This is a genomic window from Joostella sp. (genome assembly GCF_048266025.1).
Lineage (GTDB): Bacteria > Bacteroidota > Bacteroidia > Flavobacteriales > Flavobacteriaceae > Galbibacter > Galbibacter atrarenae.
In genome coordinates, this window is record NZ_JBLXAF010000005.1 from 217,284 (window position 1) to 231,824 (window position 14,541).

Here is a 14,541-nt window from a genome sequence, read left to right on the forward strand (position 1 = left end):
TTTAACTAGATCTTGATTTTCAAAATTGAAGAATTTATGATTAACATTCAGGGTGTAAATTGACAAAAAAAGGGGCCTAAATAGGTCAAATATCAAATTTAAGAGCCTAATTAATAGCATTGTAATAATTTTTGAATTAATTTGCCATATATATCGTAACCTCCTAATTAATGAGATTCCCTACACTACTACTCCTAATATTTCACTTAATTTTTGTTCAAATAGGCTACAATCAAAATTTAAACTCTAATCCAAATACCATTAACGAAAGATTAAAATTTCACTTATTTGATATAGAATCTGGCTTGTCAAATAATGTGATATATGATATCGAACAAGATTCATTAGGATTTATATGGATTGCTACTTCTGATGGATTAAATAGATATGATGGTAAGGAGTTTAAAAAGTTTAGAAAAAATGATTCAAATCTTATAAGTTTTAATACCATCTACCAGCTTAAGCTTAATGAAAATGGAAATTTATTTCTCGCTACAGACAATGGACTTGTATCTTATGATCAAAAAAAAGAAAGTTTTGAATTTATAAATAACAGTAGCAACTGTTTTGATTTTGATCAAAAAGGGAACCCTTTAATAGGAGCCTATAAGAATGGAATTCATATTTTTAAAAATGGCGAAAGTAAAATAGCCCTGCGTAAAGAAAAGGACAACTCAGAGTCGATTTCTTCTAACAATGTTATATCCCTTAAGATGCAAAGTGATTCCGTTTTGTGGGCAGGTACTCGAAACGATGGTATAAATAAAATCAATTATAAAACTAAAAAAGTAATAAACTCCCCCCTAACTAAAAAGTTAGCTTCACTAAAAACAATAAATTGTATTTATGAAGACCAGCATAATAACATCTGGATAGGATCCAAACAAGGGATTGATATTATAACGAAAGAAGGAGAGGTTATAAAAATTAATAAAGGAGATACATTTAATAATGGATTAAGCGATAATGAGGTATTATCTTTTCAGGAAGATAACAATCATCAAATGTGGATTGGTACCCGAAATGGGGGATTAAACATCCTAAATGTATCAGATTTTTTTGAAAAAAAATCTAATACATTTATCAGAAAATTTCTACCTAGAGAAGATGGTTCTAGTATTTATAATAGAACCATCTCTTCTTTAAAATTAGATCGCGACGGGGGGATGTGGATTGGTACGAGTACAGGTTTAAATTATGTAAATACTCAGGGAGACCCAGTACAATTATTACAAAAGAAAACTGCAGACAAAGAAAGTCTGAGTAATGATAGGATTGGTGCTATTGCCGAAAGTTACAATGGTAAAATATGGATTGGTACCGATGGTGGTGGGTTAGATTTATTTGACCCCAATACTGGAAAGTATAAGCATTTTAATCATGATGAGAATAATAAAAATAGCTTAAGTAATAATTACATATTATCTCTTTGCGAAGACAGTAATAAACGCCTTTGGGTAGGAACTTATCAAGATGGAATCAATCTTTTAAATCCGATAACAGGTACTTTTAAACATTATTTATCAGGTACTAGAGAACAAGGGAGTGACGTAAGGAGAATCTTCGAAGATAACAGCGGCAATATTTGGGCAGGGACAAACAGGGGTGGATTGTATAAATATGATGAAAATCTCGACCAATTTATATATATAAAAAAGCTTGGAAAAATTGACATCAGAGATATCGAAGAAGATAAAGATGGTGCACTTTGGTTAGCTACACATGGTAATGGAATCCTAAAATATAGCCAAAGAAATAATTTAGTAACAAGCTATAATAAAGGAAATAGTAAGCTAGCTAGCGATGTGATTTTTAGTATTGAAATCTTATCCGACGGAGATATCTTGGCAGGAACAGCATATAATGGTTTAGTTAGAATAAACAGAAATGGCAACGGATTAAATTTTACAGAACTGGACGGTTTGAGTAACAATAGTATAAATAGTATTGTTATTGAGAATCAAAAAACAGCTTGGTTGGGGACTTTAAAAGGAATAAGTCGCTACAATTTAAAAAATCATCAAATCGACAATCTTAACATGTTTGACAATGTTAAGAATAACGATTTTATCTTAGGTGCAGGTTTAATCACTAAAAATGGACGTTTATATTTTGGTGGAAATAAAGGACTAAATACGTTCATCCCTTCAGAATTGTTTAAATCCAATTCAAAATATACTATTGTATTAGAAGGTTTAAATATATTTAATAAACCTATCACTGTTGAACAAAAAGATGAAAAAGCAATCCTAAATGAGTCTATAGCTTTTAAAAAACATATTTATTTAAATCATGATAAAAGTCAATTTTCAATTGACTTCTCAATCTTGAAATATCCAATTTCTTCTAACATCACATATTCTTATATTTTGGAAGGTTATCAAGATCATTGGGTAAACCTAAAAAATGCACATACATTAAATTTAAACAATATACCACCGGGGCATTACACTCTTAAGATTAAAGGAAAAACAGGACTTAACAATGAGATAGTCAAAGAATTACTCATAACCATTAATCCTCCTTTTTGGAAAACTACACCGGCTTACTTACTATACTTTTTAATTCTTGCAGGTATATGTTGGAGCGTATTCAGGTATTATCATGAACGCATTAAATTACAAAACCTGCTGCTATTTGAGAAAAAACAAAGACAACTTGAAAATGACTTAAATATTGAAAGAATCCAATTTTTCACAAGTTTTTCTCACGAACTAAAAACACCGCTTACTTTAATAATGAATCCAATCCAGGATTTACTATTTAATGTTAAGAATCCTAAGAATTTAGAAAATGTGAAATTAATCCATAAAAACTCTAATTACTTATATAAATCAATCCATAAACTATTAGAATTTAGGAAGTCAGAAATAGGCCATAATCAACTTCATATTCACAAATATAATATCTATAATTGTATCTCGACTATTATAGGTTATTATACGCCACTAACAAAATCACGGGAAATCACGCTAATCTTCAAATCTGATAATGGAGATTTAAAAGCATGGATTGATATAGAAAAGATTGAAATTATTGTTCATAATCTTATTTCAAACGCTCTAAAACACTGCGAAGCTGATGATCAAATCACCATTAGCTTAAATACAGATAAGCAAAACTTTTACATTAAAGTCGAAGACTCTGGAAAAGGTATTTCAAAAAAAGATATCCCACTTATATTCGATTGGTTTTATCAATCTGGAAGTAATATCTCTAAAAAAGGTACTGGGGTTGGTTTAGCATTATCCAAAAATTTTGCGCAAATGCATTCGGGTACCATTACTGTTGAAAGCAAACTAAACGTTGGCACGACCTTTATAGTATCCATTCCAAGAGATAAAGAGCTTTTTAAAAATGCCATTATTTGTAAAGAAAGTAGTCCTAATGAGATTGAAAAATCAGAATTATTAATAAATGAAGTTTGGAATCCTGTAACTAACGAAAAAGAAACTAATTTTAAATTTATAGATAGTAAAAATGATGATGAAAAAGAAGTCTTATTATTAATTGACGATAATTTGGACATCCTTAAATATCTACAAAATATTTTTTCTGAACACTATAACCTAATATTTGCAAAAAACGGAAATGAAGGTCTTCAAAAAGCAATTGACCTTGTTCCTAATCTAATAATCTCTGATGTAATGATGCCCAAAAAGTCTGGAATTGACCTTTGTGCTTCATTAAAAGAAAATAATGCTACTTCTCATATTCCTATCATATTACTTACGGCGAAAGATAATGAAGAGAGCATGAATCTTGGATTTAATATTGGAGCTGATGATTATATTACAAAACCGTTTAATTCTAAAATATTAAAATCGAGAGTTAAAAATCTTTTAAATAATAGAATGATTCTAAAGAATCATTTCTCCAATAAATCAAATAAAGTACTATCCGCAAAAGATGAAAAATTAGTTGATAAAGAGCAAGAATTTCTAAATCAATTGAAAGAAACAATTCTAGAGCAACTTAAAAAGGAAGAAATTAGCGTCGATGTTATAGCCAAAAGCATAGGTATGAGTAGGTCATCTCTTTTCAGAAAAATTAAGGCGATTACAGGAATGAATAGTAATGAATACATAAGGCAGGTTAGAATAAGGAAAGCAGCCTATTTAATAGAAAGTGAAGGATTTACCATTTCACAAGCGGCTTATGAGGTAGGTTTTAATAGTACTAAATATTTCCGAAAAATATTTAAACAGGAATTTGATCAGCTCCCATCAGAATTACAGTCTAAGGAATAAAAATTTAACCTAGAAGTAATTTATATATTTACGAAAATACCTTTAGGCATCACAAATTACTTATATTATAGGGGTCAAAACAATAGCAGCTTTAGATTCTTATTTAAGACCCGTTAAATAGGGTTTTAAGAAGGTAGAGAGCTTCTTTGCAACTATGTGATGTGCTGCATCGTTTGGGTGTGTTCCACCCACAAAATCTCTGGGTTTTGTCAACCAACCATTTGTATTTATATAATGTACTTTATTATCTCCAGAAGCTATAAAATTAGCTGCTATTTTTTTGGTAGCCCCCTAATAATATCCAGCGAAAGTTCTCATAATGAATATTTCAGTTTTTGGAAATCTTACACGAATATCTTTTATAAAATTATAATAAGATGTTTGAAAGATTTCTTTTGGTACTTTCAAATTATAATCATTTGTCCCAATATTTATAACAATGATTTTAGGAGTATATGCTCGGAAATTCCATTCTAAATTTACCTCGTTACCCGGCTGTTTCATTAAGAAATACTGTACGCTTTGCCCTCTTCTTGGTGCCCAATCAGCATCATAACGATATCCATCTACCAACGTAATACCAGGGTAAGAAATCTGTGTATGATTGATCCCTAATAATTCTCCTGAAAGCCAAGCATAAGCAGACAGATCTCCTTTGGTTGTATGCTGCCCTGTAGTAATCGAATTGCCTATAAATTCTATGATTTCTTTTTTTTTCCAGCGGAACTGTCTTCGACCCTTCGTCTAAAATCAATCCTTTAAATCTAATCTCATCTTGCGCATAATTCGCAGCGACTGTTAATGTATGTATTCCGGTCTCTAAAGATTTAGGAGTGAGATCTACGATACCATTAGCATTTTTATATTTCACATCTCCTTGCCCATCTATATTAATATAAATATCCACCGGGCTAGAAAGCTTTATTCTAATCGTTGTTCCTGTAAAAGAAACTTCAAAATAAGCACCGCCTCAATAGCTATGAAACTCATTATTATCGCTTTTGTCCCAACGTCCTATATACTGAACGTTACTATCACTTAAAGAGCCATCACCATCTGCCGCATTTATATTATTAACGAAAAAAACAACATATAAAATAAGTAGTAAGTAATATTTAAAATCTCTCATTCTACCCTATTTTTCTAAAAAATGGTATTCTTTCTATAGGGGCATCAATTATTATAGTATTACCTCCTTTATAAACTTTATCATCATCTGCTTTCCATCTTCCTTTAGGCAATACTACTTGTCTTTTATAGGTGCTTTTATGCAATATAGGTGCCACTAATATTGTGTCTCCTAGCATAAATTGATTTTTAATATTTTCAAATCCATCATCTGGAAAAGCTAAAGCCATTGGTTTTACAATAGGCGTTCCGGTTTTAGAAGATATATTTGCTAAACCCAATATTAAATCACCCATTTCAACATGCAATTGCGCAGCCTCCTTACATAATTTTGCATTTTCGGGAGATAAAACTCGCCATGGAGCAGCAGAGAATTGCATCATAGGCATTAAAGCATGAACTTGCGCTGATCTTACAATCAATTCTTGGTCTAGCGTCGATGAGTTTTGAAAAGCAGCTACTTGACCGCCACCTATCATGTCTGGGCAAGTATATGCGTATCCCATTAAACTTTGGGAAGTTATATCTGGAATTAATTTTTGTAAGTCCGACCAGTTATGCCATTTATCTCTTAAGCGATGTGCCAATGGTAAGCCTGCCATTTTCCAAGATGCTCTATATTCGTTTAATGGATAATCTAAACCCATTTGGGCAAAGTATGTCGTATGATCGTTTGGAGTTTTAGCATTTTTAGAAACTACACCTTTCATATAAAAATCAGCATCTCCAGCATCAAATTTAAATCCGTCTACACCATACTCCTCTTGTAAATAATCTAGTTTCCCTTTAAACCATTCTCTTGCTTTAGGGTTACTTAGATCAAGGCAAGCACTCGCCCCATTCCACCAGCGTATAATCGCTGCTTTATCTTTTGTATTAGACCACATTATATCTTGTGTTTCTTGTAGGTCTAGTAACAACATCCCTTCTTTTGCAAGAAAACGAAATTCTTTAGAATCTGGACTTAAAAACGGGCATATCCAAACCATTACTTTAAACCCCATTTCATGTAGCTTATCTATCATAGCCTTAGGGTTTTTAAACTGTCGAGGAGCAAAATCCCAAACACCATAATTTTCTTGCCACGTATCATCTAGCATTATAACACCTGGCTCGTACCCATTATCTATGATACTTTTTGCATAAGCTAAAATATCATCTTCATTTTGATTGTATTGCAACTCAATCCAAGTATTAAATTGAGGTTTTGTAAATAAAGATTCATCTGGTATTTTACCATTAGGAGAAAAAAAATGTTCAACGCAATAATCATATACATCTTTAAGATTTTTCCCCGCTTTACCACTTAATAAATTCCCATCCCGCGTTGTTACAATTATTTCACCCGACTTAAAAGAGTATTTTATTGGTGATTCACTCCAAAACGTATCTCCCTTTACTAGATAATAAGAGAAGTTGCGCCTAATTTTTCTGGTTATTACCCCATAAATCGTAAGATATCTCTGTATCCACATTATAAGGAGTAGCATTCCCGAAAGCACTTAATCCACCCCACCAATATTCACCTTTCTCAATATTTAATTTTAACATATCTGCTTTCTGCGAAAAGACATTACAGTATACAAGAAGTAGTACGCAGCTAAGTATTAGAATTTGTTTCATTTGTAATCTCTTTATATCAACTTATAATTAATAAGTATCTAAGGAAAAAATATTTTGTTACCGAATGGTTATCTCAGAATATTTCTAAAACGTATTTTAAATTAAAAACTAAAATCCATAATATGATGAATAAAAATATTTAAGTTATAGATTTTTCTCCTCCTTCTAAAACTAATTTTGATTTAAAAAATCAATTAAAACTTAATTAGTGCCTTATATTCTGGTATATATTCAACATTTTTAATGTTAATAAAACTATTCTGCTTAGAAAAATCGGGAAGCGATTCTTTATCTAAATCAACCAAAAAAGGAGCATTTTTATATAATGGTCTAAAATAAAAATTCATCGTAGAAGCTCGTTCCAGATTTACAAACGCTCTTAATCCTATAACCCAAGGAAGCCCTTTATAGAACTCATCGGCTACTAATTTATTATTTAAAAAACCCATTCCAGTATCTCCTACATAATCAATTTTCATAAAAACGTTGTGTAAACTCTCTGGAATTCCTCCTTTAAAATTAACAACCAATCTTCTATCAGAAACCACCTCATCAGTAAAAGAAAGTTTTGCTAAGGCTAATTCTACTTTAAAATGAGAAAAAATAGCACTGTTAGAAGCTACAGCTAATTTTGTACCTTTAAGAATTGGGTTATATGAGCTTTTAGGGTACATAAAGAAATCAAACTCATTATTTCCTGTAGAAAAGAATTCAAATATATCCCCCATGGGTAATACTGTAGCTTTCGAAAAAAGTAATACTTTTTGCTTATCAATATCAACAATCCAACTATCTAAAGCCCGTTTTTTAGAAACTACTAACACCCTTGTTTTCGCTTCATTTCCGTTTTCTATTGTAAACTCAAATTCATCTTGCTTATTTGCTTTTATCAACCAACGCTCTGAATTACTTTCAATGTTAATCTTACTTTTGCTTTTAAACTCTATTCCTTCATTATTTTTAAACGAAAATTCTGGAAGTACTCCTTCTGGAGAAAAAAACACATAATAAGATGTGTCATTATTTTTAAATTTTGTTAATAGTTGTGCTGTAGCATAGTTAAGATTAGCTCCATTAACATCTAAATTAAAAGGGAAAATTGCATTCTCATCTGCGGCGATTGAAAAACCATGTTCTTCAGGGAGATTAATAAATTCGTTCCCTTTTTTAAATTTAAATTTTATATCATCCTTCTTTTTAACGAGTGCATGGTCTTGAAAATTATTAATAAAAACAAAGCCTGCACCATCTTTTTCTCGAACTGCGAAGCGCAAATCTTCAAGATTATCGGGTTTTATAGATGTTACATTTTCTGGTAAAATGGTTTGCATTGGGGCAAGCTTATCTCCAAAAGAGTTTATAAATTCATGCAGCAATTTCAAACGATGAAAAGATGGATTTATTTGTCCGTATTCTCCTATAGGTGCCTGAAAATCGTAAGATATTTTAGGATATCCATAAGCTTCGTCATTAAAAAAATTATTTTCCCCTCGAGGTGTAGATCCTCCATGATACATATAGTAACCTATTCCATTTGCACCACTTCCCAAGCAGCGATTAATCAATGCATCTAAACTATTAGCAGGCACTACTGGCCTACGATTATAAGTAGACATTATTCCTCCTCCCAACTCTGCGGCAAAAGCAGGATATTGTGTAGCATTGTAACGAACAGGGCTATAATCTGGAGTTTCATGCATATCATTATATAGATAAAAGGGAGAAAAGTCTCTTTTTTTTGTCCATGTAGGATATGGATATGCCGCTGTAACCGGAAGAGATTCACCAGGAATAATTGCGGCGTTCCCCCATCCAGTAACCGTATAAAGAGGTGTTATTATACCTGCATTATTAGCCAACTTTTTAAGAATTTTTATATGCTCATTTCCTAATTCTGAATACGGATTTTCTTTATTGGATACGCCAACACCTTCTTGTGTAACGTCTCTATCTCTATCGGCACTTGTATAATCTAAAGGCTGCCCAGGGTACGTTAACCCCCAAGGAGCAGCAGAACTCTGATACTCATTTTCAATCTGGGTAGCTATTATTGGTCCGCCATCTTTAAAGTACAATCCTTTTAATTGTCTTCCTATCTCGTTGTATAATTTTTCTACATAAGCAAGATAATTAACATCATTGGACCTTATCGTTAATGGTTTTGCTAACAACCAATCTGGGAGTGCTCCATTACGAATTTCACCGTGCCCAAATGGACCTATTCTAATTATTACTGGCATTTGATGTTTTGCACATAACTGAATAAACTTTCTAACATTAAGATTCTTATCCCATTCAAAAACCCCTTCATTCTCCTCATGAATATTCCAGAAAATATAGGTAGCGATAATATTTATACCTCCAGCTTTCATTTTTTTGATTGCTTCTTCCCAATATGCCTCCTGATATCTTGAAAAATGAATTTCTCCTGTAATTGGAATCGTTGGTTTTCCGTTAATAGAAATATAAAAATTATTTACCTCTATAGATTTACCGTCTTTATTCTTTCCACCGAGTTTTAAATAATCTTTATCAATAACTTTTTCCGGAATATTTAAGTCCAAAAAATGAACCTCAGGATCTTGCCCTTTTTGCCCATAATTAGTAAATGAAATTAAAATGAATATGAAAAAAATAAGATGTCTCATTTGATAGGTTTTTGGATTATCAGAAAGTAAAAAGGTGATTTATTTGTATATATCTGTAGTAGAAAAAGTATTTTTTTTATCCTGAAGTTTAATGTCTTCAAGATCTTTAAACTCAATTTCTTTTGAAGGATTGAATGATTCGCTTTCCATATACTTCAATAAACTATAGCGCAATTGTCTAGCAACTGGTCTATTTTCTATATCTGAAATTAAATCGATTGAAGAAAATATCAATTCCCCTTCACCAACCTTAGCTTCAAATAGGTTTGATAAATTATGGTTCGTAACAAAATTATCAATCACTCTCACTAAAGGAGTTACTTCTATAGCATCGGTTATCACAGATTTAGAGTTAATACATAAATCCCACCATTGCCAATCTGTATAAGAGTCGGTTGGAAACTCATTAAATGCAGTATTGGTATCGTCTACCAATAACCCCATAGTTGCAGGTTGATTCGGAAAATGTACAGGGCTCCAAAATACAGGAACAAAACGTCCTTCAATACCTTTTAGAGTGTTGAAATCTGGATTTAACAATACCTTCTTCCCTTGTTCTAAGGCTAGCTTCGCGGCCTCCATAGATGAAGTTATCACAATATTATTTGATGCCGTCATCACCTTTTTTGGGTATCCCCAAATATGCCAACTATTTTTATATTTAGAATCTTTTAAACCAACAGACACATTCAATTTTTGTGCTTTCTCTGCTTTAATGGCATATTCAATCAAGCCAATATCTTCATTATTTCCTATATGTAAGTTAACATCTTTGATGCTCCCTCTTTTTAATACTTCCCCATTATCATCCGTAATTGTCCATGCTATAACTTCATTTTCTTTAACCTCATAGAAGTTCGCTATCTCTATTTGTGCTTTAAACTGCTCTCCAGTTTCGTAAACTGCTTTTTCAAAACGAATTAAAGGAACCAATTCACTATTAAACTCACTAAACTCCTCAGCAGAAACCACTCCCTTAGATTCCCAAAAAGCATTTAACAGCCCCACTAATGCAGTCCCTTGGCCAGGGAAATCTTGTAATTGAAGTAATTGAAAACCATCGAAACTCGATGTTTTTAATGCCCTTTCTATTTCTTCTTTATATAATATTGTAGCCAGTTTACCTGAAGAATTCGTGAAATCTGCTGCTAAACTCAACATACCCTTTTTTTCTAGGTCATTCTTAATAGCTATAAAATTTAAAGGCTCCAAAACACCTTTATAATTTGGTATCTCGCTTATATCAGGATAAACTGAATACTGTCCAATTTCGTGTGAAATTAAAGGTGTTTTTATATGATCGCTATTCTCGGAATAATCCTTGTTAAAATTTGGATACTGACTATTAAATATACCTTGACCACGAATCCACCCTTTGTCTGTCCATTGCGTGATAAAAAAATCATCTTGTGGCTCTGGTAAAGTACCTGTTGGTTTCTGAAATGAAAAAGCAGTTGTTGCATATAAATGCCTTTTATCTAGCTCTTTTAGATCGGCTACCATCGTGTTTAAATGTTGAATATCCCCTTGAAGTTCATTACCCATCGCCATAAAGATAAAAGACGGATGATTACCATAATCTTCAATTACTTTATAAGCTTCTTCTTTCAAAAACTTAGTAGCTTTCTTATCTTCCCCAAAATGAAGGCTCCAATGAGGAAGTTCCACTTGGAGGTAAAACCCAGCTTCATCGGCAGCTTCAAAAGCAGCTCTTGGTGGGCACCATGAATGAAACCGTAAGTGATTCAATCCATAATTTTTAGCCTGTCCTATCAACTTATCCCAGCCTCCTTTATCTAATGGTGGATGCCCTGTTAATGGAAAAATAGCACATTCTAAGTTCCCTCTTAAAAAAATTCTGTTTCCATTTAAGGTAAGTACTCCGTTGTCTTTTTCTATTTCTCTATACCCAAATTTTGCCGCTGCTGTTCCTGCATTCGTTTTAACCCTTAGCGTATATAACACAGGGTTAAATTCGTCCCATGGGACTAGCGATGTAGGTTTATCTATTAGAAAACTTACTTTATCGTTATCAGTTTTAAAATCAGAAATAGTTTTAGTTACTACATTTTTTCCTGACAAATCTAAGATTTCTACTTTCAAATCCCCCTCTTTTGGTAATAACCCAAAAAAGGTTACTTCTATATTATCCTCCTTTAAATCTGGATATATCTGAAGATTTTTTGGGCTTCCTGTATTCTTTGCTGTTAATGAAATCTTCCCAAGAATACCATTCCATTTTATTTGGGTATGATTCGTATAAGCATGAGCCATATCTTGATTTATAGTATCTGGATATTTATCTCCTTTTACATTAATCGTTGGAAATATATTAGAATTGTCAATTACTACCGTTAATAAATGCTTCCCTGTACTTAATTTTTTCGTTAAATCGTATTGATGTTTCCCTATTAAACTGTTTTTAGAATCTATACGCTCTCCATCTATATATACGGTAGATTTCCAAATAACTCTTTCTAATAAAAGTTCAATACTCTTGTCCTCCCAATTAGATGGAATCTCCACTTCCTTTTGATACCATGCTTTACCAATGTACTGATGCTTTCTAGTTAGATTAGACAACACATAATTATTTAGTGCAGGCTCCAAGGTATTAGGTTTTCCAATACCCGAATCATCTAGGGTTCCAGGAATACTAATAGTTATATCTTCTATTTTATTTTTTGCCCATCCTTCTTTTTCTCCTACGTTTAAAGAGTCTAATTTTAAATTCCACTCTCCCGCTAAAGAAATTGAAGTTTGCACTTCTTTACTACAATTACTAAATAAAAGAAGCAGTAAAAATCCGCAGTAAAAATTAAATAACCCTTTAAATAACAAAGAAATTGTAGTTTTATATTTATCCATCATATTTCATTTTAATTTTGCTTAAAGTCAGAAATCAATCCTTCTAAGTCCATAAAATCTAAACAAGCAGCTTTGACCTTATAATCACAGTCTTGTAAATAAACTGCTTCGATAGAAGTAGTAAAAGCATCTCTATTATTAAAATAAAGGGTATAATTAATTGCTTCTAATGCTAAATTAGGTCTTGGGTCTACGATAAATTTATTTAATCTATTTTCCGCTTCCTTATCTCTATTCTCAGCATAAAGCGTCGCTGCTAAATTAATTTCTACTGGGGCGTAATCATCATTTAGTTTATCTTTTACTTTATTTAATTCAGAAACACTTAAATATTCTTTTACGGAAAACAAACCCACTGAAGCCCAATACCTAACGAACTTATTTTTGCTTTCGAGCTTTTTAAACATTTGATCCTTAATCTCTCCTTTACCAACAAGGTTTGCCGTATCATATATTTCATCTAAAGGAAATTTTTTCTCATCTAACCTGTACTCATATGGTGTTCCTTCTTTAGAAATATTTACCAATTCATATTCAGGAGCAAAATGGATATCTCTTTCTAATAATACCTGCTTTTTAAGCTCTTTTCGCATTTTTAAAGCAATACCATTAAATTCTTCTTTATTTATGAGGTTCTTTGTTTCCCAGGAATCATTTTTTAAATCGTACAGTACTTCTACATGTCTAGCTTTAAACATTTCATTTTGCACCTTATTTAATTTCCCATTCTGATGATCTAATCGCATTTGTTGAGTAATCTCTCCAATTTCTACATATCTAAGATATTTGAGCTCTGGAAAAAAAGGCATGAAGTTTCTAGAATAAACAAATCTCCCATCGGTAATTGTACGCACCATATCAATACCATTGTCTGCACGATCGGATGATAAATATTTAAATTCTGAAGGTAATTGACGTTTTTCTCCTAAAAAAGGTCTTCCTTTTAAATGCTTTGGAATTTTAATACCCGTTAAACTTAAAATTGTAGGAGCAAGATCCTCGAAATCTATTAATTCATCTGTTACAGTACCACGATCCCATGGAGACAAATATTTATATTTATCTGGGAATCTTACTATAAATGGAACTCTATATCCGAGACCTATTCCGTTTGTTTTCGCTCTTGGTATTCCCTCTCCATGATCTGCAAAAATAAAAACAATAGTATTTTCAAGTAGCCCTTCATTTTCCAGTCGCTGAATAAGCCTCCCCATTTTATTATCGGTAAGTTTTAAAGAATTATAAACTCTAGCCAATTGCTTTCGCATTTCTGGACTATCTCTATATATTGGAGGAACTTCAAAAGCGGTATCTGCAATCCAATGTTTTTCATGAAGCCCAGCATAATCTAATTGGGAGGTAGCTAAAGAAGTAATATTTTGATTCTTATAATCATATATTTCGTTAGCTATTTGAGTCTGCTTAACTTCATTTTTTTCATTTGGTAAATAGGCAAGTACATTTTTTTCATACCAATGATAAGTCATACTCATCGTTCTAGATTGATGAGAATCTTCGACATTAAAAACAGAAAAAAACGGTTGCTTTCCTTTTCTATTCCACCAACCCGCATTTTTTGAACTCTCATCCCAAGTTTCCGCAGTAAACTCTTCTATATTCTCTACATTGTAATCAGTTTTTTTATTATTGCTTACATAATATCCATTTTGCTTGAGATATAACGGAAAACCTTTAATAAAATCGGGAATAGCATAGTTACTTCTATGGTTACCCGTTCCTAATTTATACGTCGGAACTCCTGTAATAATTGCACTTCTACTTGCCGAACAAACAGTTCCTGTAGAAAAGGCACTTGTAAATCGCACCCCTTGGCTTGCTATTTTGTCCATTACAGGGGTTTCGGCATCTTTATTTCCATAGCATCCTATAAATTGAGGAGAAGTATCCTCAAATGTTATCCATAGAATATTAGGCCGATCTTGAGCAGCTATTATAGGCAATAAAAAGAGATATATCCCTACCCCTAAAATCCTTGACAGCTTGTATAATTTCATTTTAATAAT

General features: G+C 32.1%; 8 protein-coding genes. 1 reads left to right on the forward strand and 7 read right to left on the reverse strand.

Annotated elements, in window-relative coordinates; all coding sequences use genetic code 11:
* Positions 1 to 170 precede the first annotated feature (170 nt).
* The gene (locus ACN0TY_RS10785) at positions 171 to 4,250 is read left to right on the forward strand and encodes a hybrid sensor histidine kinase/response regulator transcription factor (protein ID WP_417444496.1); all 4,080 of its coding nucleotides are present in this window, start codon (positions 171 to 173) and stop codon (positions 4,248 to 4,250) included.
* Positions 4,251 to 4,541: 291 nt separating this feature from the next.
* Here ACN0TY_RS10785 and ACN0TY_RS10790 read toward each other — a convergent pair whose 3' ends face one another.
* The 7 genes from ACN0TY_RS10790 to ACN0TY_RS10820 all read right to left on the reverse strand — a co-directional run bounded on the left by ACN0TY_RS10790 (position 4,542) and on the right by ACN0TY_RS10820 (position 14,532).
* Positions 4,542 to 4,955, reverse strand: coding sequence for a GDSL-type esterase/lipase family protein (locus ACN0TY_RS10790; RefSeq protein WP_417444527.1), 414 nt, complete (start codon positions 4,953 to 4,955; stop codon positions 4,542 to 4,544).
* 265 nt (positions 4,956 to 5,220) lie between these two features.
* A complete protein-coding gene (locus tag ACN0TY_RS10795) occupies positions 5,221 to 5,379 on the reverse strand; it encodes a hypothetical protein (RefSeq protein ID WP_417444497.1) in 159 nt (52 codons plus the stop codon).
* Position 5,380: 1 nt separating this feature from the next.
* The gene (locus ACN0TY_RS10800; protein WP_417444498.1) at positions 5,381 to 6,853 is read right to left on the reverse strand and encodes a glycoside hydrolase family 31 protein; all 1,473 of its coding nucleotides are present in this window, start codon (positions 6,851 to 6,853) and stop codon (positions 5,381 to 5,383) included.
* Positions 6,801 to 7,001, reverse strand: a complete 201-nt coding sequence (locus tag ACN0TY_RS10805; protein ID WP_417444499.1) for a hypothetical protein — start codon at positions 6,999 to 7,001, stop codon at positions 6,801 to 6,803. Before ACN0TY_RS10805 ends, ACN0TY_RS10800 begins: the two co-directional genes overlap by 53 nt.
* Positions 7,002 to 7,195: 194 nt before the next feature.
* Positions 7,196 to 9,649, reverse strand: a complete 2,454-nt coding sequence (locus tag ACN0TY_RS10810) for a beta-galactosidase (protein ID WP_417444500.1) — start codon at positions 9,647 to 9,649, stop codon at positions 7,196 to 7,198.
* Between the two features lie 39 nt (positions 9,650 to 9,688).
* A complete protein-coding gene (locus ACN0TY_RS10815; protein ID WP_417444501.1) occupies positions 9,689 to 12,517 on the reverse strand; it encodes a sugar-binding domain-containing protein in 2,829 nt (942 codons plus the stop codon).
* Positions 12,518 to 12,528: 11 nt separating this feature from the next.
* Positions 12,529 to 14,532, reverse strand: a complete 2,004-nt coding sequence (locus tag ACN0TY_RS10820) for a sulfatase (RefSeq protein ID WP_417444502.1) — start codon at positions 14,530 to 14,532, stop codon at positions 12,529 to 12,531.
* Positions 14,533 to 14,541 lie beyond the last annotated feature (9 nt).